Raw genomic sequence first — 19,629 nt, forward strand, 5'->3', positions numbered from 1 at the left:
TGTCCTAATTGAAAATAAAAAGCCTCATTATATTGTTCCTACTAACCATCATTCTAATCACACCAATTCGAGCACAAGCCTCTGAACTCGGATTTTCCGTCCAGGCGTTACTCCCAGAAAACCAAATCAATAAGTTACATACCTATTTTGACTTACTGATGAAACCTAACCAAAAACAAACAATCCAAGTCGCGATAAAAAATGATAAAAACGAAGATATTCAAGTAGAAGTGAACGCCAACACCGCGATTACGAATAGTAATGGTATCATTGAATACACCGACACAAACCCGAAGCTAGATGACACATTAAAAACGAGTTTTGGCAACATCGTCCAAACCGAAAATCTCATCACTATCCCCAAAAACAGCACGAAAAACGCTTCATTCACTATCCAAATGCCACAAGAGCCCTATAATGGGATTATTCTCGGTGGGCTTCATTTCATGGAGCAAGAAAAAGCGACGTCAACGAAAAACAAGGATAGCCTCCAAATTGACAATCGCTATTCTTATACAATCGGCGTTGTATTGCGAGAAAATCAAGGCGAAATAGCGCCAGACTTAACCCTACCAGCCGTCAAAAAAGGTCAAATACTTGGACAAAACACTGTTTTCACCAATCTAAAAAATCCGAAAGCAGCTATATTGAGCAATCTATCTATCATCGCAAGTATCTACAAACAGGGCGAAACGAGCCCAATAAAGCGGCAATCTACCAAGAATTTACGAATAGCGCCAAATTCCAATTTTGACTATGCTATTAAATGGGACAATCAAAAATTCAAGCCAGGAAAATATAAAGTAGTGATTGAAGCAACGGGGCAAACAAAAAACTGGGAACTACAAAAAAAACTTCACCATTACCTCTAAAGAAGCAAAGGCATTCAATGAAAAAGCCGTTAATTTGAAACAAACAGGCATCCCGATATGGATATATATTACGGGAACAGCACTTTTAGTATTGATTGTCGGATTCGTCGCGTTTAACATCGGAAAAAGAAGGTGAGGTATAGAATATCAACGGGAGAAAGTGTGCGTTCTTGAAAAATATTTATATCGGTATGTAGTCGTATAGATTTTAGCTAAACAGTAGTGTAAACTGAGAATATCGTATAAATGGTTAGATAATTATTACCCAATCTGTTTATGTGGTTTACACTATACAAGAGAAAAGAGGTTTAAGAATGAATCCAGAAGTAAGCACTTTTATTGAGAATCTTAGTCAATCGTGGCAAGTAGAGGTAGCTGGCACGTTACGTCAGTTGGTTCATGAAGTTATTCCGGAAGTCGAGGAACGAATACAATACAAGAAACCCCATTTTTTAAAAAATGGGCATTATGCAGCGGTTATTTCCCCCTCTAAGGATGCGCTTGCCTTTATGATTATGAATACGTCTGATTTGGAGTTTCCAAAGAATTTCGGCGGACCAGAAGAAAGAAAATGGTTGAAGATAAAAGAAGGCGATACAGTCGATTATGACTTATTGAGAGGATTCTTAAAAGAAGCATCAAGTACGCTCTAAGAATGAGATCAGCAAGAAAAACGGACAAGCAATAGTGCACGATAAATTTCAACAGATTTAAAAGAGCGCATTCAGGATTGTCAAAGTTGACACCATGGATAAGCTTTTTTTTATGTCCTAACTGTATGCATGATGAGCCTAGCCATGAGGTGTCCTCAACAGCTAAGCTTATAGTATGTTGCACCATCATTCTCATACCCAACAGATGTCTATTTAGCTTTATATTCTTCTTTCAAAATACTGTAATAAGCATCATCTACGAATTCCTCCTTCACGTAGCGACTTTTTCTAATTGTCCCTTCATAAGTCATACCTAGGCGTTGCATCACTTTTCCAGAGGCAGGATTGCGCACGTCATGCATCGCAAAAACGCGCTCTAGTTGTAGCGTTTGAAAGGCTAAATCAAGAATAGCAAATCCTGCCTCGGTCATATAACCATGTCCCCAGTAGTCTTTATTTAAAGCGTAACCGAGACAGCCGCTCCGGTTCATTGGGTCGATTCGAATATCGATTGTACCGATAAATTTACCAGTTGTAGCGATTTCGATACCATATTTTCCAGTAGGAGTCGCAACGAAAAATTCAGCTATTTTTTGGCGCGTGATTTCAATCGTTGGGTGTGTATCAAAAACAAAGCGTGTATTGTCATCATCTGAGGCATATTCAAACATATCTTTCGCATCGGCAAGTGTAATCGGCCGTAGAATGAGTCGTTCGGTTTTAATGAGTTGATGTTCCACTAATAGGTAAGTAAAGCTTTCCATTTTCGTTCACTCCTTTTTGGTATTTTTGCCTATTTTAGCACATATACATGAAGGTTTGAACCCCGTATTGAAAGTTTTTAGCTATATGTTAAGATGTAGTTATCCTATAAAAAGAGGTGTCTAACATGTTAAGCGAAAAACTTGGAGAATTGGTAACACCTGAAATTGCCACCAGTATCTTAGCAACGAAAAGGGAACGTGTACTATTGTCTTGTGAACCAGCAAATAGTCTTGGGTTGGTCGTCAGTAAGGCTGGTGGGCGCGGTTATTTACCTAAGAAAATGGAGTATCCAAAAAATGAAGATGGTACCCCTTTAACTCTGCTAGCACAGATTAATTTTTCTGAAATGCCGAATTTGGAATGCTTTCCAAAGACAGGTTTATTGGCGTTCTATCATGATTACTTGGATGATTTAACTGGGCTTGACTTTGACGACCAGACGAAGCAAAACGGTTTCCGTGTTCTGTATTTTGAAACGGTAGATGAACCTAGCTACTCTGTTGAAGAGCAGGATGCGCTTTTTGAGTCTGTAGATGAAGCTGGTGTTCCGGTTGTGGATGGGGAATTTTGCTTACGTGGGGTGCTCGCAGAACAAGTAATTTTGAAAGACAGTTATGATTTTGAGAAAGCTTATGGTGGTAGTTTTTATGAGTTGTTAGATGATTGGACTGGCGAGGATGAACGTAAAATTGACAGCTTATATGAATTAGATAGCAGCAGTAGTCAGTTGGGTGGCTATCCATTTTTTACGCAAGAAGATCCGCGATTAGGCGAGGAAAAAGCGTATCACGATACGTTGCTGTTTCAGTTGGATTCAGATGATAACATTATGTGGGGCGATATGGGAGTTGGCAACTTTTTTATTAATCTGGAGGATTTAAAGCGAAAAGATTTTTCGAATGTCTTGTATAACTGGGATTGTTATTGATTTTTTGAGCTTGAGCGCCGTAATAGGTTGCCGAGCTTTTTTTTATTCTATTTCAAAACCTTAACATTTCTTTAAAAAAAATTTTAGTAAGCCTTGATTGTTGGGTGGTATGCTAGGAACTATAGAAATATGAGGAGGAGATAGGATGAAAAAGTTAACAATATGGACAGTTCTACCGGTGCTATCCCTTTGTGCGGCAGTCGTGATGTATTATCTTTGGTTTCAAGGATGGTTGCAATTTTATTTAAGAGATGTGATGCAGACAGTGGATCACATGGGTTATATAACAGTTGGAGTGACGGCGCTGATGCTTTATTTTAGCGCGGTACAGCTGGTTAATTGGAGAATTAATAAGACGTTGCTCGTGTTGACATATATGATTTATTTTGCAATTATGATGGGACTTCTTTTTGGGAAAGCATCTGGTGCGCAAGGATTTTCGATGGATACATTTGGTTTTGTGGATACTTTTCTTGCTGGGAATTTGCGAGTGATTACTATTGGAAATGTGCTTGCTTTTGTACCAATTGGTTTCTTGATGAAGAAATTATCACCCCTGATGGCACTGTTTTCAGCGGGTATCTTGATTTTTATCGTGGAAGGATTGCAATATGCGTTACATGTAGGGTATTTTGATACAGGAGATCTCTTTTTAAATGTGTCTGGGATTATGTTTGGATACGTGATAATACGAATTTTTGCAAGTTCGCATAAACAGATGATCGAACAGGAATGAGTGAGTAGGTATGCAGATGTGGAAAAAAGTGATTTTGGCTTTGTTGGGAGTGGGCATTGTTTATGTTGGTGTTGTACTAGGTTTCATGTACAGTGGAGCGCGGGCAATACCAGCTTCAAACCCAGATACAATTGTGATTTTGGGATCAAAAGTCATCGATGATCCGGCGCGACCAATGCCTGTTTTGCAGGAAAGATTGGATGCGTCGATTCTGTTTATTGAGGGACATGAGTCGGCAAAAGTGATTGTTTCTGGCGGGCAAGGTGAGGATGAAACAGTGTCAGAGGCTAGTGTAATGAAGGATTATTTAGTGGAGCATGGCATTGAGGCATCGCGAATCGAGATCGAGGATAAGTCGATGCGCACTGATGAGAATTTGGCGAATAGCAAGGCGGAGTTTGAGTTGGGCAAAACGGTGATTGTGACGAGTGATTACCATTTATATCGCGCGTTAATGCTTGCCAACCGGCAAAATATTGACGCAACGGGACTTCCTGCGAAAACGCAATTCGGTGCGCTTGTAAAAGGTGTGCCACGCGAGATTTTATCGATTACGTACGCTTGGCTTTTCGATTGGTAAAAATTTTTTGAAAAAAGTCATTGACATTCACGTTACGTCAAGGTGTAAAGTAGAGTTATCAAGGAGGCGAGAGACGGATGGAATACACAGTTCAGAAGTTAGGGCTGCTTGCGGGAGTTAGTACGCGGACGCTGCGTTATTATGATGAGATTGGAATTTTGAAGCCGGCGCGAATTAATTCATCGGGATACCGAATTTACGGTCAGACCGAGGTGGATAAGTTGCAACAAATCCTGTTTTATCGTGAAATGAATGTGAGTTTAGAGCAAATCAAGGCAATTCTAGAACAGCCTGATTTTGACGAGGCAGAAGCACTTAGAAAACATCGCGCCAGCCTGCTTGATAAACGAAAACAATTAGACGAACTGATTTGCAATGTTGAGAAATCGATTGCGCATTCGGAAAGGAGAATTACAATGACAGATCAAGAAAAATTTGAAGGTTTTAAGCAAAAAATGATAGATGACAATGAAGAGAAATATGGCGAGGAGATTCGTGAAAAGTATGGCGAGGAGCAGATTAATAAATCAAATGCCAAGCTTAAAGGGATGAGCGAGGCCGAGATGGAGCGAATTAATCAGCTTGCAGAGGATATTTTGGCTAATTTGCAGGTGGCATATGAGACGGGTGACGCGGCAGGTGAAGAAGCGCAAGCAGTTGCAGCGATGCATAAAGAATGGTTATCGGCATACTGGGATACGTATAGCAAAGAAGCGCATGCGGGGCTTGCACAGATGTACGTGGATGATGAGCGTTTCACGGCTTATTATGATAAAAAGCAACCTGGTTCTGCGGCATTTTTACGCGATGCAATTGTCATTTTCACGAGTAAGTAATATAATGAGAGGAGCTTCCAAGCACATTGATGCGGAGGCTCTTTTTCATTTTGGAGGGATTTTGATGATTGAAACAGATCGACTTATTTTTCGCGAATTAGATCAACTGGATTTTGCGGATTTGTGTGAGATATTGCAAGACGATATAACGATGATAGCTTACGAGGGTGCTTTTACGGAAGAAGAAGTGCAACGCTGGCTTACAAAGCAACTGGATAATTATGATCGTTGGGGATTTGGACTTTGGGCAGTCATCAATAAGGATAGCGGTGAATTTGTCGGGCAAGTAGGTTTGACGATGCAATGGGTGGAGGAAGAGGAAATGCTTGAAATTGGCTACTTGTTGAAACGGAAATTTTGGCATCAAGGTTTTGCAACAGAGGCGGCGCTTGGCTGTAAGAAATATGCGAAGGAAATGCTCGGTGCAGAGCTCGTGACATGCACGATCCGAGACACGAATTTGGCTTCTCAGAAAGTCGCAGAACGTATCGGTATGACGAGGCATAAGCAGTACGTGAAATATTACAAAGGGATGCAGATGCCGCATTATTTGTACTACTAAAAGAAGAGCGAGACATTACTCCCGATTTTTAGTACAATAGAAGAAAGTGTGAAGAAGGAGGAAAGCATGAAAAAAATATTATGTATGAGTCTCATTTCATTACTTCTCGTTTTAATGGCGGCATGCGGTCCTAAAGATGTTAATTCTTCTGGAGACACTAGTGAAAAAACTAGCAAACAAAAGATATCTGGGGAGGCTGCTGTTTTAACGATTACTGATATGGCAGGAAGAACGATCAATTTTTCAAAAAAACCAGAACGAATTATCACGCTGACTAATTCTGACATGGGGATTGTTTATGCACTTGGTGGCTCGGTTGTTGGTCGCCAAACGATGGATGCTAGCGGTGTGGAGCCAAGTGCTGCATTAAAAGCTACCGAAGTCGGTAATACACATGACTTAAACTTGGAAAAAATCGCATCCTTGACGCCTGACGTTATTGTCGCAAGTTCCGAGCAGAATTTGAAAGATGTGCCAGCACTAGAAGGCATTGGTGCGAAAGTCATTTTGACAGGTGCTAATTCCATTGCCGAGATTAAGAAACAAGAAGTAATTTTGGCCCAATTATTAGGCAAAGATGCGACCGATTTACAAAAGGAGATTGACCAAAAAGTCGCTGAAATAAAGCAAGAACAAACAGGAAAGGCAGTTCGCGCGTTGCTCATACTTGGCGCGCCGGGTAGTAATTACGCAGCATTGCCGAATTCGCTAAGCGGGGATATCCTCGAAAAAGCAGGTGGCATCAATGTAGCAAAGGATTTTAAAGGGGTCGAGAATTTCCCACAATATGCATCGCTTAATATCGAAAAAATCGTCGAGTCAGATCCAGAGGTTGTTTTCTTAATGATTCACGGTGGCGATGAGAAGGAAACTGAAATCGCGTTCCAAAAAGAAATGAAGCAAAACGATGCGTGGAATTCCACGACGGCTGTAAAAAACAACAATATCGTTGTGCTTCCTGCAGATCTTTTTGGTACAAACCCTGGCATCCGTATTACAAAAGCGCTTGACTACATGGCAAACGAACTGAATCAGGTTAGCAAATAATGCATGATCCACGTAAAAAAAAGAAGAATCATTACATTTATTATCACGATTTTGCTACTCGTTGTTGTGTTCTTTTATGGCTTGACGACAGGCTCAGTGAAGGTGAGCTACTCCGAAGTTTGGCAAACGTTGATGGGACACGGCGATGACCTTTCTACTCAGCTTATTTGGAATCTACGCTTACCACGGATGTTCTTAGCATTTCTTGTCGGATCTGCACTCGCGATTGCTGGCTGTTTATTACAGGGCGTGATGCGAAATCCACTTGCTGATCCAGGCGTGATTGGCGTCTCAGCCGGCGGCGGACTTGTGGCGATTGTCTTGACGATTGTATTACCAACTTTGAGCCAATTCGTCCCACTAGGCGCGTTTCTAGGGGCATTTGGTACCGCATTACTTATTTATGCTGTTGCATGGGATAAAGGAGTCGCACCATTACGTGTTATTTTATCTGGTGTTGCTATCAATGCTTTCATTGGCGCGATGACATCAGGAATTATGGTTCTTTACAGTAACCGCGTTCAAAGCATCATTTCCTGGATGACAGGAACGCTTTCTGGGAAAAGTTGGTATCATCTCAACCTTATTTTGCCATACATGCTCGTTGGATTCGTGCTTAGCATTTTCGCGATTCGTTCATCAAACGTTTTACTGCTCGGTGACGATGCAGCAAAACTCCTCGGATATTCTGTTGAGAAACATCGCTTTTTCATCATCATGTTGGCAGCCTTTTTAAGTGGTGTTGCGGTGAGCGTTGCTGGACTTATTGGCTTTGTCGGCCTCGTTGTCCCGCACATTTTCCGACTTATTATCGGAAATGACTACCGATACCTACTTCCAATGTCGGCAATCGGTGGTGCCTTGCTTGTTGGATTTGCAGACACGGCTGCACGCAGTTGGTTTGGTTCAATTGAGTTACCAGTTGGTATTCTGCTAGCTATGATCGGCGCACCATTCTTCCTATTCCTACTACAAAGAGGGAGGGTTGCATCATGACAGCCATCACAACATTACAAAACGTCACTTTCACGCGCAGGCGTTCCTTTGAGATGAAAAACCTTGAACTTGAGATTCCAGAAGGTAAGATAACCACTATTATCGGTCCAAATGGCTCTGGAAAATCAACCATTCTGCGTCTCATCATGCGTTTACTCGCACCAAACGAAGGTAGGATAATGCTTCATGGCACAGATATAAACGCCATTAGCGCAAAGAAATTAGCGCGCGAAATGACGATGCTATCACAATCACCAGACGGCTTAATCGATGTCGTTGTTCGTGACCTTGTTAGTTATGGCCGGATACCGTACAAGTCATGGCTTGGCACGATGGAAAAAGACGACGAATTAGCTGTTGATTGGGCGATGAATGTTTGTAACTTAGAAGAGCTAGCGTATCGTCCACTACACACGCTCTCAGGCGGAGAAAAACAACGTGCTTGGCTCGCAATGGCTTTGGCACAAAAAACACCAATCCTGCTACTTGACGAACCAACAACCTATCTTGATATTTCGCATCAACTCGAATTACTTGATCTTTTAAAACAATTCAATCAAGATTTTGGCATGTCGATTATTCTTGTATTACACGATTTAAATCAAGCCGCAGGATATAGCGATCACGTCATTGTTTGTGAAGAAGGAACCATCAAGAAAGCAGGCTCACCAGAAGAAATTTTCACCAAACCTTTATTACGCGATATTTTCAAAATTGAAGCAGAGATTCACCCAACCGAGCGCGGTTTGCGAGTACTCCCAATTGCATCAACGGCATTTCAAACCAAAAGGTAAAGATAATTTAAAGATTTAGAAAGCCTGGTTCTAGGAAACGAGACAGTACAGCGTGTCGACAAGTGCTTAGTTTCTAGGCAAAAGCGAGTACCAGCGTGGAGCCTACTTGGGTACGTGAGCACTGGAACGGAGTTTTTAACGACGAAAATGAGTGTTTGTCGACACGCTGAGTAGCCTGTTTTGTTCTCTAGGACCATTTTTGATGCATTAGAATTCAATGAGAAAGCTTCCTATCTTGCTTGAAATTTTATATAATAGATGGGTTGGCATAGTATAAAATAAATGGAGGATAAGCACATGAAACAGAGTCGAGAAAGTAGCACCAAGTTAGATTATTCCATCATTTTAATCGTAATGTGCCTGTGCCTTATCGGGATTGCGGCTATCTATATCGCAAGTTTGACGAATAATCAATACGCAATCGATTTCCTCATTAGGCAACTTGTTTGGCTTGTCGTGGGGACCATTATTATTATAATTATCGTAAAATATTTCGATTATGACAGACTGCAACAAACCGCGTATTATTTATACAGTTTCGGTCTTTTTTTTATTGCTACTCGTTTTTGCACCAGTTATCGGCATTGAACGAAAAGGTGCACAAAGTTGGGTTGGAACAGAAGCGATTAACATCCAGCCTTCTGAGTTAATGAAAAGTTTCCTTATTGTCGCGCTTGCCAAACTCATCTGGGACCACACGAAAAAAACACAAACGCGAACAATCAAAACGGACTTCCATCTTTTTGTAAAAATCAGTCTCATGACCTTGGTTCCGATTGCACTTATTATGCTACAATCGGATTTAGGCACTTCGCTTGTCCTCATTTCTATCATGGTGGGGATGATGTTCATATCCGGAATTACGTGGCGCTTATTGTTACCAGTCTTCGGAGGTATCGCAGCAATTGGCACAACGCTAATTATACTCGTGATAAAAAGTCCGGCCACACTAACGGCACTTGGTTTTGAGAAATATCAATTCAACCGTATCACCTCTTGGCTAGAACCAGAACAAGATCCATTAGGCGCAGGAATGCAACTGTTGAAGTCGATTCGTGCAATTGGTTCTGGAGAAATACATGGAAGTGGCATCGGATATGAGGCTATCGAAATCCCAGAGAATCATAACGATTTTATCTTCACAATTATCGGTGGGGACTTCGGCTTTGTTGGTGCATGTGTCCTAATTGTGTTATACTTCTTATTAGTTTACCAAATTATTCGTGTAGCCTTGGATATTGGGATTCCTTTTTATTCCTATATTTGTACGGGCGTTGTGGCGATGATTTTCTTCCATGTATTACAAAATGTTGGTATGACGATCGGTATGTTGCCGATTACGGGTATTCCACTGTTATTTATTAGCTATGGTGGCAGCGCGATGCTCGGTAGCTTAATGGCGATAGGCCTTGTGTTATCTGCACGTTACAATGCCCCAAAAGCAATGGATCTATAAATTTTTAAAAACTGTATGGAAAAGAGTAACAGCGGTTTGGAAAAGTAACTTATTCCATCCAGTAAGGAGCGCTAAGAATGAATTCGCAAAACAAAATGTCTGCGAGAATTGATTACGGTCTCGTGTTGTCCCTGATGTTATTAAGTGTGATTAGTATGGTTTCGATTTACAGTGCACAGTTAACAAATGAGCAATACAATGCCAATTTTGTTATGAAGCAAGCTGTTTGGTTTGTTGTCAGTGGCTTTGCAATTTTCGTTATTATGCAATTAGATTATGAACGATTGACCAAATGGGCTTACTATTTTTACGGCCTAGGTTTATTAATGTTGGTTTTCGTATTATTTTTCGGGAAAGAAGTAAACGGTGCGAAAAGTTGGATTATTATTCCGTTTCTAGGAAGCCTCCAACCATCTGAGGTCGTGAAAGTTATCCTTATCATTGTTCTCGCAAAAGTGATTTGGGATCACAATCGGAAGCACAAAATGCATACTGTTAAATTTGATTTCCTGCTACTAGTTAAAATGGGAATCATTACAGTTATTCCAATTGGTTTAATCATGTTACAGCCCGACTTAGGGACTGGACTTGTTTTCATCGCGATTATGTCAGGTATGATTTTAGTATCAGGAATTACTTGGAAACTCATTGTACCCATTTATGGCTCAATTGTTGCTATTGGGGGAACATTACTATACTTAGTACTCTATCATGAAAGCTGGCTTGTAAAATTAGGTTTTAAATCCTACCAATTTGAGCGGATTCATACGTGGATTAATCCTGAATCGGATCCTCAAGGCGGTGGTTATCAAGTGTTGCGCGCAATGACGGCAATTGGTTCTGGGCAAATTGGCGGAAATGGTGCTGGGTACAATGCCATCGCAATCCCCGAAAATCACAATGACTTTATCTTCACGGTTATTGGTGGTGATTTTGGATTTGTCGGTGCGAGTATTTTGCTTGCGATTTATTTCTTGTTGATTTACCAAATTATTCGTGTGGCACTTGATATCGGGATTCCGTTTTATTCGTATATTTGCACGGGTGTTGTCATGATGATTATGTTCCATGTTTTTGAGAATGTTGGTATGAATATCGGCTTACTACCAATTACAGGTATTCCATTGCCATTTATCAGTTACGGAGGCAGTGCGCTCCTCGGAAATATGATGGCGATAGGACTTGTGCTTGGAATCAGGTACAATTACCAGAAATCGATGTTTACAGTGAAAGAAGAGAAGCTCGCTGAATAAGTATAAGTTATTTACTCTCAGACTGTAGAAAAACTATTTCGCATGATTTTCCACTAAACAACGAAATGGAGCGTTAGTCGGCACACTGGCCTTATCTAAAATGATGGATAAGGTCATTTTTTATGCATTTTTCAGGGAACTATTTGTTATTGTCACCAAAATCCATTATGATAGAGTTAGCATTACAATTTTGGGAGGGGAATAACCAATATGATAACTTTTTACTGGTATCCGAAATGTTCGACGTGCAAGAAAGCAAAACAGTGGCTAGATGAGAACAAAGTGGCTTATAATCAAGTAGACATGATTGAAACACCGCCGAAAAAAGAGGAATTGCAAAAATGGTTTGCAGCTAGTGATTTAGGAATTCGCCGTTTCTTCAATACAAGTGGCATTTTGTATCGCGAAATGGGCTTAAAAGATAAAGTGGACCAAATGACAGAGGATGAAGCGTTTACATTACTCGCTACAGATGGTAAACTAATTAAGAGGCCAATCGTTACAGATGGCAAAAAAGTGACTCTTGGTTTCAAGGAAAGCGAATTTGTAGAAAACTGGAAGTAAATACTGACTTGAAGGGGGATTTATTAAGATGAGTTTACCAAAGGATTTACGTTATTCAGAAGAACACGAATGGGTGAAAGATGACTCGGGAAATTTTGTTATCGGGATTACAGATTTTGCGCAAGATCAATTGGGTGACATTGTTTTCGTGGAGTTGCCAGAAGTTGGCGATACGATTACACAAGGTGATTCCATTGGAAGTATTGAATCTGTTAAGACGGTATCCGATTTTTATGCTCCAATTACTGGTAAAGTAGTTGCTGTGAATGAGGAATTGGAAGATGCCCCAGAATTACTTAACTCCGCACCATATGATGCGGGTTGGTTATTGAAAGTGGAAGATGCGGACGAGGCTCAAGTTGCAGCATTGCTTTCAGCGGAAGATTACGAAAAAACATTAGATTAATAAGGATACATAGAAGACCCTGCTTGCATGGATGCGACGGGGTTTTCTTCTTTTGGAGGGGCTTGATTTGGTAGATTTGTGGAATAAGCAGCAGTTGATGGCACGGATTGAGGATAATGAGGATTTTGCAGTTTATTTTTATACGCCAATGTGTCTGGGCTGTCAGCAAGCGATGAAGTTGGTGGATATGGCAGATGATGCTATGCCTGAACTTAAAATCGGAAAAATGGATTTGAATTATGTTCCGGAATTGGCCGAGCGTTGGGCGATTACGAATGTGCCTGTTTTGCTTATTTTTAAGCAAGGTGAGTTGGCTGCAACGAGCTATCGGACCGGGAATATGATGGAGGTTTATGATTTTTTGAAAGGATGAGTGAACGCAGGGATGAGATGATTCTCTGTTTTTATTTCGATTTTTGGGTCTAATTGGATATAAAAGGATTATATTTTTAGTTAGACCAACAAAATTTCGTATCTGATATAGAAATGCACTACCTAAACAAGATTGCTATAGACCCACATGAAAGGGTTATGGTACTATGTTTTAGGTAGTTATTTATGTTGACGGGGGTAAGAAATGAGCAATTCTAATTTGACTATTCTATCGGTAATAAGTAACTTTGTTATCGTTGTTTTGAAATTTATTGTGGGTTTTTTGACGGGATCAGTGGCAGTTATTTCAGAGGCTGTGCATTCATCAATGGATTTGTTTGCGTCGGTAATTACATTCTTCTCGATTCGGATTTCGAGCAGGCCGGCGGATGATGATCATCCTTACGGGCATGGTAAGGCGGAGAATATTGCGGGGACGATTGAGACATTACTTATTTTTGTAGCTGGTATTTGGATTATTTATGAGTCGCTGAATAAGTTTTTTTAATCCGCATGAGATTAGGTTTCCAGCGCTTGGTATTGCGGTGATGTTGTTTGGAGCTGCTGTGAATATTGTCATTTCGCGGATCATTAAAAGGGCAGCGGATCGAGAGAATTCGGTAGCGATGAAGTCGAATGCGCTACATTTATATACGGATGTGTTCACATCGCTGGGGATTGCATTTAGTTTGCTGCTCGTTCATTTGACGGGATGGTTATGGCTTGATCCATTGATTGCGATTTTGACGGCGTTTTATATCATGTATGAGGCTTGGAAATTGTTGAAGGAGTCGTTTCCACCGTTAATGGATAAGCGTTTGTCACCGAGCGAGGAAGCAGAAATTAAGCGGATTATTATGACGCATCAGGCTGATTTTATTGAGTTTCATGATTTCCGTTCGCGTCGTGCTGGTGCGCAGGAATACATTGATTTTCATTTAGTAGTCGCGAATAACCAAACGATTGAGCAGGCGCATTCGCTGTGTGATGTAATTGAAAAGGAAATTTACGATTTTTATGCGAAGGCGCAAGTGTTGATTCATTTGGAGCCGGAAGAGGAAAAAATTTTGACGAAATGATGGGTGCCTTATGTTACAATACTTGTAAGCGAGATAAAAAGTGAGGTGGCAATAGAATGACATCAATTTTAATTGCGGATGATGATAAAGAAATTGTGGATTTAGTGAAATTATATCTTCAAAATGAAGGTTATACGATTTTTGATGCGTATGACGGCGCCCAAGTATGGGATGTAGTACAGAAAGAGCAGCTGGATTTGGTTGTTTTAGATATTATGATGCCGAAAATGGACGGTCTAGAAGTTTGCCGTCTGATGCGTCAAGAGGGGATTACGACACCAATTTTGATGTTGAGCGCGAAGGCGGAGGATAATGATAAAATTATGGGTCTCTTGACTGGGGCGGATGATTATATGGTAAAGCCGTTTAACCCGTTAGAGCTGTCGGTTCGCGTGAAGGCGATTTTGCGACGGGTGCAGTTGATGAGGCAAGGACATTTGGGAAGTACACCGCTTAATCAGCTGGTTTTAGGGCCAATTGTGATTGATCGGGAATTGCATACGGTGATGGTACATGAGAAGGACTTACATTTGACGACCTCGGAATTTGATATTTTATTTTTGCTTGCGAATGAGCCTGGTCGTGTTTTTAGTTCAGAGTTGATTTTTGAGCGAATTTGGCAAGAGAAAGCGCTTGGTGCGAGCAAGACGGTGATGGTTCATATCAGTAATCTGCGCGATAAATTGAGAGACGCAATGGATGGGGAGAATGTGATTAAAACCATCTGGGGAGTAGGTTATAAAATTGAAGTTTAAGCAGTTCATATGGCGAATTTGGCAGCAAATGTCCTTACTGCAAATTGTTGTTTTAGCATTTTTATCTTGGTGGGCTAGTGTTATTACATTGCGGACGATTGGCTTATGGCTGGTTTCTGTGACGAGTGATTCAATAGTGTTGACTGGAACTACAACGCGGTTTATTGATTTATTTGGTTATGGTCGGTATGATAGATTGCTTAATTCACCATGGCTCATCACGGTTAAATATCTTGGCATTCTGGCTGTTGCGTTCATCTTTTTCAATTTTTTCTATTGGCTTTTTAAGCAGAATTTACTCAGAAAACAGTTGCGACAAATTAATATAGCCATTCTTCAAGATCAGCCAATGGAGCAGGAGAGTTTGATTCCAGAGATTATACAGTTGGAGGAAAGCGTCGAGAAAATGAGAGAACATCAGGCAAAGTTGATTGAGCAAGAGCAAGAGGCGCAACAAGCTAAAAATGACTTAATCACAAATGTGTCGCATGATTTACGTACGCCGCTAACATCGATCTTGGGTTATTTAAGTTATATTCACGAGGATAGGTATCGGGATGAGGTGGAGTTACGTCATTATACGGAACTCGTATATGGCAAGGCGCAAAGGTTGCATAAATTGATTGATGACTTGTTTGATTATACACGACTTGAAAGCACAGAATTTCATATTAAGGAAGATATGTTGGATATGGTGGAATTACTGCGCCAATTGGTTTCTGAGTATGAGCGCTCTGCTGTGGAGAAAGAAGTGCGCATCGTTGAGATGTATGCTGTGGATAATTTGAAGGTCAAGGGTGACGGAATGCAAATTATGCGTCTATTCGAGAATTTGTTTTCCAATGCGCTTCGATATGGTGCTTCTGGGAAGAAAATCGATATTAGTGCGAAAAAAGAAGCTGGAATGGCAATTATCGAAGTTTCGAATTATGGGACAGAGATACCGGCCAGTGACTTGCCGCAATTGTTCGAGCGCTTTTATAAGGTGGATAAGAATCGTACAACGGTAGGAACTGGACTTGGACTGGCAATTGCAAAGTCGATTGTTGAGCGCCATGGTGGACATGTTTTTGCAACGAGTAGAAAAGGAAAAACAACTTTTACAGTGAAATTGCCGATTAGTGAGCGTTAGTTTTTGAGATTCAGCGTATAAAATAATTTGTTTTCTTACAAAACTGTTATTTTAGGCGCTGAATCTTTAGTTTTTCTTTCTAATTTCTTGCCTTCCATTTTATTATTTTCAGATAAGATGTATTAGGAGGAGGGGAAATGATGAAAAAACAGACGCTTGTTCTAATGTTGGCTTGCTTGACGATAGTTGCTATTTTAGTTTTTATATTTTTTATGAAGGATACACGTGCTAAGCCATTATTTGAGGCAACGAGTGCGCTTGTTCTCGATGCGAAAGAGGATAAAACGCTTTTGTCACAAAACGAGAATAAAGCTGTCCCAATTGCTAGTTTGACAAAATTAATGACGACTTATTTGGTTTTAGAGGCGGTACACACAAAAAAGCTCGCTTGGGATGAGATGCTCTCCTTACGTTATTTGGATGATCCCCAGGCGGTGAGCCTTTACGCTAAAACGGGAGTGAAATACTACACGGCACAGGATTTATTTGCAGCGATGTTGATTATGTCGGCAAATGATGCTGCAGAAGCGCTCGCAAGTCAGGTAGATGAGAAGAACTTTGTAGACAAAATGAATGCAAAGGCGCACGAGTTCGGGATGTCAGATAAAACTCATTTTAGTAGTGCAAGTGGGCTAGATGAGGCAGGAGATATATCCGTATCCACGGCGGCTGATTTAATGATTTTGACGAAGCGATTACTAAAAGATTATCCAGAGGTGCTGGAAACGACATCGCGTTCGGAATATGTGATGCAAAAAGGAGATTCTATCCAGACGACCAATAAAGTACTGGCAGATGGTCTTGTGCAAGGTATGGATGGCTTAAAGACAGGATATACAGATCAAGCCGGTTATTGCCTTATTGCAACGGCAGTTCAGAATGGCAAACGAATTATTTCGATTTCATTGGGTAGTAAAAATGAAAAAGAACGAATGAGTGATGCCCAAACATTAATAGATTTTGGTTTTTCAAAATAAATTCTCAATTGAATCTTGACAAATCCGACTAAAAACATGTAATATTAATAAACACAAGGCGGGCAAAATGTGGACGCCTTAAAAAATAATCTTATCAAGAGTGGTGGAGGGATATGCCCAAAGAAACCCAGCAACCTAAGTGGATGTTCAATGCATTCATTGCAAGGTGCTAATTCATACAGAGCGTTATGTTCTGAGAGATGAGAGAAAAGCGTAAATTATGTAATTACACCTTTCTTCGCTCAAAGTAGCAAGAGAGGTTTTTTGTTTTTAGAAAAAGATTGAGGGTGGAGTTTACTTTGATAAGGCTTAAAAATGTTGCGAAGGATTATAAGGTTCGGAAAAATAATGTCAGAGCTGTAAACGATGTAAGTCTAGATATTGAGAAGGGTGAAATTTTCGGAGTTGTTGGATATTCGGGTGCAGGCAAAAGTACACTAATTCGAATGTTTAATGGTTTAGAGTTGCCAACAGAAGGCACAGTGGAAGTGGATGATTTATTTATTTCCAAAATTAGAGGGAGTAAATTGCGTAAGGCACGTCAGCAAATTGGAATGATTTTCCAACATTTTAATTTACTCTGGTCACGCACGGTATACGATAATATCGCTTTTCCTTTGGAGATTGCGGGAGTTCGTGGCGAGCAACGCCGTTCTCGAGTGAATGAGCTGATTCGGCTTGTCGGCTTGGAAGGAAAAGAAAATGCGTATCCGTCAGAATTAAGTGGTGGACAGAAGCAGCGTGTTGGGATTGCACGTGCGCTTGCAAATAACCCGAAAGTCTTGCTTTGTGATGAGGCAACATCAGCACTTGACCCTCAAACGACTGACGAAGTACTGGAACTATTGCTAGATATTAATCGTCGTCTGAATTTAACGATTATCGTGATTACACATGAAATGCACGTTATCCGCAAAATTTGCAATCGTGTAGCGGTCATGGAAGCCGGGCGCGTGGTTGAACTTGGCGATGTAATTGAAGTTTTCCAACATCCGAAAGAGTCCGTGACGAAGCGTTTTGTACGTCAAGTAACGGAGTCAGATGAAACGGAAGAATTGATTCATCTGTTGCTAGAAAACTATTCAGAAGGTAAGCTTGTGAAGTTACTTTTTGTTGGCGGGACAGCGACACAACCAATTATTTCGCAAGTGGCGCAAGATAATAAAGTGTTACTCAATATTTTACATGGGAACCTGACGCAAACGCAAAATGGCGCGTACGGGACTTTATATATTCAAATTCAAGGTGAAGCGTCGCAAGTAGACGCCACAATCACTCGGTTACGCAAGCTTGAGATAGAAACGGAAGTGATTGAAGGATGAACGATTCTACAGGATATTTCGCAAAGGTTGATTGGGACATGATGAAAACGGCCACAGAAGAAACGCTCTATATGACGCTAGTTTCTCTGGTAGCAGTTTTTATTTTAGGGCTTGCTTTGGGGCTTGTTTTATTCTTGACGAACCGAAAAAAGGACGCTGGATCAAGGACGGCGTATTGGATAACGGCCATTTTGGTCAATGTGTTCCGCTCGATTCCATTTATTATTTTAATTGTGTTATTACTTCCGATGACAAAAACACTTGTCGGTACGATTATTGGACCAAAGGCGGCGCTACCAGCCTTGATTATTTCGGCGGCTCCATTTTATGCGCGCATGGTTGAAATTGCGTTTCGCGAGGTAGATAAGGGCGTTATCGAGGCAGCAAAAGCAATGGGAGCCAATTTATTCACGATCATTGGTAAGGTTTTGATTCCAGAAGCTTTGCCGGCGATTATTTCAGGTATTACGGTGACGGCGATTTCACTGGTTGGCTTTACGGCTATGGCCGGCGTTATCGGTGCAGGAGGGCTTGGGAACGCGGCTTATTTAGAAGGTTTCCAACGAGCGCAGCCGGCAGTCACATTAGTTGCAACTATTATTATTTTAATTATAGTATTTGTTTTCCAATTCATTGGAGACATCTTGACCAAATGGGTCGACAAACGATAAGAAAAGGGGAGTTAATAGATGAAAAAAGTTTTATTAGGATTATTTACACTGACATTGGTATTAGTTTTAGCGGCTTGTGGCGGAGGTTCGAAAGATGACGCGAGTGGCGATAAAGGAACAACGCTCGTTATCGGTGCTTCTAACTCACCGCATGCTGTTATTTTAGAAAAAGCGAAACCTATCTTGGCAAAGAAAGGTATTAATCTTGATATTAAAAAGTACACGGACTACGTAATGCCAAATGTGGCGTTAGATGAAGGCGACTTGGATGCGAACTATTTCCAAACGATTCCATACATGGAGCTTGAAATGAAGGAAAAAGGTTATGAATTCGTGAACATGGGTGGCATTCATATCGAGCCAATGGGTCTGTATTCTAAGAAAATTAAGTCACTAGACGATTTACCGAAAAATGCGCAAGTAATTATGTCCAATAGTAAGTCTGATTGGCCGCGTGTTTTAGGAATTTTGGCTGATAATGGTGTAATTAAATTGAAAGACGGTGTGAAGCGTCAAGATGTGACGTTTGATGATATCGTGGAGAATCCAAAAAACATTAAGTTCAAATATGACGTGGATGCGGGTTATTTGATGACAGCATACAATAACGAAGAAGGCGATATTGTGGCGATTAACTCTAATTTTGTTGTAGATCAAGGGATGAATCCGAAAGAAGATGCGATTGCAATTGAGCAAACAGATTCTCCTTACGTGAATATTGTTGCAGCAAAAGAGAAGAATAAAGATAACAAAGATATTAAAGAATTAGTAAAAGTACTACAATCAAAAGAAATTCAAGATTTCATCACAAAAGAGTGGAAAGGTGCAGTCGTGCCGGTTTCTAACTAAAAGCTCCAAAAAATCGTTCTGCCT

General features: G+C 40.6%; 20 protein-coding genes, 3 pseudogenes and 1 riboswitch. Of the genes and pseudogenes, 22 read left to right on the forward strand and 1 reads right to left on the reverse strand.

Translation table 11 applies throughout. The features are described 5' to 3' along the window. Positions 1 to 8 precede the first annotated feature (8 nt). Together PROCOU_RS02270 and PROCOU_RS02275 are read left to right on the forward strand one after the other, a co-directional pair. Positions 9 to 872, forward strand: a complete 864-nt coding sequence (locus PROCOU_RS02270) for a WxLIP family cell surface protein (protein WP_051994100.1) — start codon at positions 9 to 11, stop codon at positions 870 to 872. 314 nt (positions 873 to 1,186) lie between these two features. Continuing rightward, a complete protein-coding gene (locus tag PROCOU_RS02275; RefSeq protein ID WP_036069408.1) occupies positions 1,187 to 1,525 on the forward strand; it encodes a DUF1801 domain-containing protein in 339 nt (112 codons plus the stop codon). Positions 1,526 to 1,734: 209 nt separating this feature from the next. On the opposite strand, the gene PROCOU_RS02280 is transcribed toward PROCOU_RS02275, so the two are convergent. Then, a complete protein-coding gene (locus PROCOU_RS02280) occupies positions 1,735 to 2,289 on the reverse strand; it encodes a GNAT family N-acetyltransferase (protein WP_036069409.1) in 555 nt (184 codons plus the stop codon). A gap of 125 nt (positions 2,290 to 2,414) precedes the next feature. On the opposite strand from PROCOU_RS02280, the gene PROCOU_RS02285 reads away from it, so the two are divergent. The 20 genes and pseudogenes from PROCOU_RS02285 to PROCOU_RS02380 all read left to right on the forward strand — a co-directional run bounded on the left by PROCOU_RS02285 (position 2,415) and on the right by PROCOU_RS02380 (position 19,605). Beyond that, positions 2,415 to 3,218: a YwqG family protein gene (locus tag PROCOU_RS02285; protein ID WP_036069411.1), complete on the forward strand. Its 804-nt coding sequence runs from the start codon at positions 2,415 to 2,417 to the stop codon at positions 3,216 to 3,218. A gap of 145 nt (positions 3,219 to 3,363) precedes the next feature. Next, complete coding sequence (locus PROCOU_RS02290; RefSeq protein ID WP_036069413.1) at positions 3,364 to 3,954, forward strand: VanZ family protein; 591 nt, start codon at positions 3,364 to 3,366, stop codon at positions 3,952 to 3,954. 10 nt (positions 3,955 to 3,964) lie between these two features. Further along, on the forward strand, positions 3,965 to 4,534 hold the full coding sequence (locus PROCOU_RS02295) for a YdcF family protein (protein ID WP_036069414.1): 570 nt from the start codon (positions 3,965 to 3,967) through the stop codon (positions 4,532 to 4,534). Between the two features lie 77 nt (positions 4,535 to 4,611). Beyond that, positions 4,612 to 5,370, forward strand: coding sequence for a MerR family transcriptional regulator (locus tag PROCOU_RS02300; RefSeq protein WP_036069416.1), 759 nt, complete (start codon positions 4,612 to 4,614; stop codon positions 5,368 to 5,370). A 64-nt stretch (positions 5,371 to 5,434) separates the two neighbouring features. After that, complete coding sequence (locus PROCOU_RS02305) at positions 5,435 to 5,932, forward strand: GNAT family N-acetyltransferase (RefSeq protein WP_208293624.1); 498 nt, start codon at positions 5,435 to 5,437, stop codon at positions 5,930 to 5,932. A 66-nt stretch (positions 5,933 to 5,998) separates the two neighbouring features. Beyond that, positions 5,999 to 6,979, forward strand: coding sequence for an ABC transporter substrate-binding protein (locus PROCOU_RS02310; protein WP_036069418.1), 981 nt, complete (start codon positions 5,999 to 6,001; stop codon positions 6,977 to 6,979). Next, a pseudogene (locus tag PROCOU_RS02315) lies at positions 6,979 to 7,975 on the forward strand (FecCD family ABC transporter permease). Before PROCOU_RS02310 ends, PROCOU_RS02315 begins: the two are co-directional and overlap by 1 nt. After that, positions 7,972 to 8,769, forward strand: coding sequence for an ABC transporter ATP-binding protein (locus PROCOU_RS02320; protein WP_036069422.1), 798 nt, complete (start codon positions 7,972 to 7,974; stop codon positions 8,767 to 8,769). The pseudogene PROCOU_RS02315 and the gene PROCOU_RS02320 overlap by 4 nt, the downstream one beginning before the upstream one ends. 297 nt (positions 8,770 to 9,066) lie before the next feature. Continuing rightward, positions 9,067 to 10,225 (forward strand): annotated as a pseudogene (locus tag PROCOU_RS02325) (FtsW/RodA/SpoVE family cell cycle protein). Positions 10,226 to 10,302: 77 nt separating this feature from the next. Next, positions 10,303 to 11,478 carry a rod shape-determining protein RodA gene (gene rodA / locus PROCOU_RS02330; protein ID WP_036069424.1) on the forward strand — a complete coding sequence of 392 codons (1,176 nt, stop codon included), beginning with the start codon at positions 10,303 to 10,305 and terminating at the stop codon, positions 11,476 to 11,478. Between the two features lie 210 nt (positions 11,479 to 11,688). Further along, positions 11,689 to 12,042 (forward strand): arsenate reductase family protein, encoded by a 354-nt coding sequence (locus PROCOU_RS02335; protein WP_036069426.1) that lies wholly within the window; start codon positions 11,689 to 11,691, stop codon positions 12,040 to 12,042. Positions 12,043 to 12,070: 28 nt separating this feature from the next. Further along, entirely contained in the window at positions 12,071 to 12,448 is a 378-nt protein-coding gene (gcvH, locus tag PROCOU_RS02340; RefSeq protein WP_036069427.1) for a glycine cleavage system protein GcvH, read from the forward strand. Positions 12,449 to 12,515: 67 nt separating this feature from the next. Then, positions 12,516 to 12,821: a thioredoxin family protein gene (locus tag PROCOU_RS02345; RefSeq protein ID WP_051994102.1), complete on the forward strand. Its 306-nt coding sequence runs from the start codon at positions 12,516 to 12,518 to the stop codon at positions 12,819 to 12,821. Between the two features lie 204 nt (positions 12,822 to 13,025). Then, positions 13,026 to 13,899: pseudogene (locus tag PROCOU_RS02350) on the forward strand (cation diffusion facilitator family transporter). 56 nt (positions 13,900 to 13,955) lie between these two features. Then, positions 13,956 to 14,654 (forward strand): response regulator transcription factor, encoded by a 699-nt coding sequence (locus PROCOU_RS02355; RefSeq protein ID WP_036069428.1) that lies wholly within the window; start codon positions 13,956 to 13,958, stop codon positions 14,652 to 14,654. Next, positions 14,638 to 15,786: a sensor histidine kinase gene (locus tag PROCOU_RS02360; RefSeq protein ID WP_376700373.1), complete on the forward strand. Its 1,149-nt coding sequence runs from the start codon at positions 14,638 to 14,640 to the stop codon at positions 15,784 to 15,786. The genes PROCOU_RS02355 and PROCOU_RS02360 overlap by 17 nt, the downstream gene beginning before the upstream one ends. Before the next feature lie 137 nt (positions 15,787 to 15,923). Further along, positions 15,924 to 16,763, forward strand: a complete 840-nt coding sequence (locus PROCOU_RS02365; protein WP_133620620.1) for a D-alanyl-D-alanine carboxypeptidase family protein — start codon at positions 15,924 to 15,926, stop codon at positions 16,761 to 16,763. Positions 16,764 to 16,851: 88 nt separating this feature from the next. Continuing rightward, a riboswitch (SAM riboswitch) is annotated at positions 16,852 to 16,970 on the forward strand. 92 nt (positions 16,971 to 17,062) lie between these two features. Continuing rightward, entirely contained in the window at positions 17,063 to 18,085 is a 1,023-nt protein-coding gene (locus PROCOU_RS02370; protein WP_036069430.1) for a methionine ABC transporter ATP-binding protein, read from the forward strand. Next, positions 18,082 to 18,756, forward strand: a complete 675-nt coding sequence (locus tag PROCOU_RS02375) for a methionine ABC transporter permease (protein ID WP_036069431.1) — start codon at positions 18,082 to 18,084, stop codon at positions 18,754 to 18,756. The genes PROCOU_RS02370 and PROCOU_RS02375 overlap by 4 nt, the downstream gene beginning before the upstream one ends. Before the next feature lie 18 nt (positions 18,757 to 18,774). Then, positions 18,775 to 19,605, forward strand: coding sequence for a MetQ/NlpA family ABC transporter substrate-binding protein (locus PROCOU_RS02380; RefSeq protein WP_036069432.1), 831 nt, complete (start codon positions 18,775 to 18,777; stop codon positions 19,603 to 19,605). Positions 19,606 to 19,629 lie beyond the last annotated feature (24 nt).

Origin of the sequence: Listeria rocourtiae FSL F6-920 (assembly GCF_000525975.1) — a bacterium.
Classification (GTDB): domain Bacteria; phylum Bacillota; class Bacilli; order Lactobacillales; family Listeriaceae; genus Listeria_A; species Listeria_A rocourtiae.

Bases quoted from the DNA above. Each gene is read 5' to 3' on its own strand.
- PROCOU_RS02275 (WP_036069408.1), top strand. From the start codon at position 1,187: ATGAATCCAGAAGTAAGCACTTTTATTGAGAATCTTAGTCAATCGTGG.
- PROCOU_RS02280 (WP_036069409.1), bottom strand. From the start codon at position 2,289: ATGGAAAGCTTTACTTACCTATTAGTGGAACATCAACTCATTAAAACC.
- PROCOU_RS02285 (WP_036069411.1), top strand. From the start codon at position 2,415: ATGTTAAGCGAAAAACTTGGAGAATTGGTAACACCTGAAATTGCCACC.
- PROCOU_RS02290 (WP_036069413.1), top strand. From the start codon at position 3,364: ATGAAAAAGTTAACAATATGGACAGTTCTACCGGTGCTATCCCTTTGT.
- PROCOU_RS02295 (WP_036069414.1), top strand. From the start codon at position 3,965: ATGCAGATGTGGAAAAAAGTGATTTTGGCTTTGTTGGGAGTGGGCATT.
- PROCOU_RS02300 (WP_036069416.1), top strand. From the start codon at position 4,612: ATGGAATACACAGTTCAGAAGTTAGGGCTGCTTGCGGGAGTTAGTACG.
- PROCOU_RS02305 (WP_208293624.1), top strand. From the start codon at position 5,435: ATGATTGAAACAGATCGACTTATTTTTCGCGAATTAGATCAACTGGAT.
- PROCOU_RS02310 (WP_036069418.1), top strand. From the start codon at position 5,999: ATGAAAAAAATATTATGTATGAGTCTCATTTCATTACTTCTCGTTTTA.
- PROCOU_RS02320 (WP_036069422.1), top strand. From the start codon at position 7,972: ATGACAGCCATCACAACATTACAAAACGTCACTTTCACGCGCAGGCGT.
- rodA (WP_036069424.1), top strand. From the start codon at position 10,303: ATGAATTCGCAAAACAAAATGTCTGCGAGAATTGATTACGGTCTCGTG.
- PROCOU_RS02335 (WP_036069426.1), top strand. From the start codon at position 11,689: ATGATAACTTTTTACTGGTATCCGAAATGTTCGACGTGCAAGAAAGCA.
- gcvH (WP_036069427.1), top strand. From the start codon at position 12,071: ATGAGTTTACCAAAGGATTTACGTTATTCAGAAGAACACGAATGGGTG.
- PROCOU_RS02355 (WP_036069428.1), top strand. From the start codon at position 13,956: ATGACATCAATTTTAATTGCGGATGATGATAAAGAAATTGTGGATTTA.
- PROCOU_RS02365 (WP_133620620.1), top strand. From the start codon at position 15,924: ATGATGAAAAAACAGACGCTTGTTCTAATGTTGGCTTGCTTGACGATA.
- PROCOU_RS02375 (WP_036069431.1), top strand. From the start codon at position 18,082: ATGAACGATTCTACAGGATATTTCGCAAAGGTTGATTGGGACATGATG.
- PROCOU_RS02380 (WP_036069432.1), top strand. From the start codon at position 18,775: ATGAAAAAAGTTTTATTAGGATTATTTACACTGACATTGGTATTAGTT.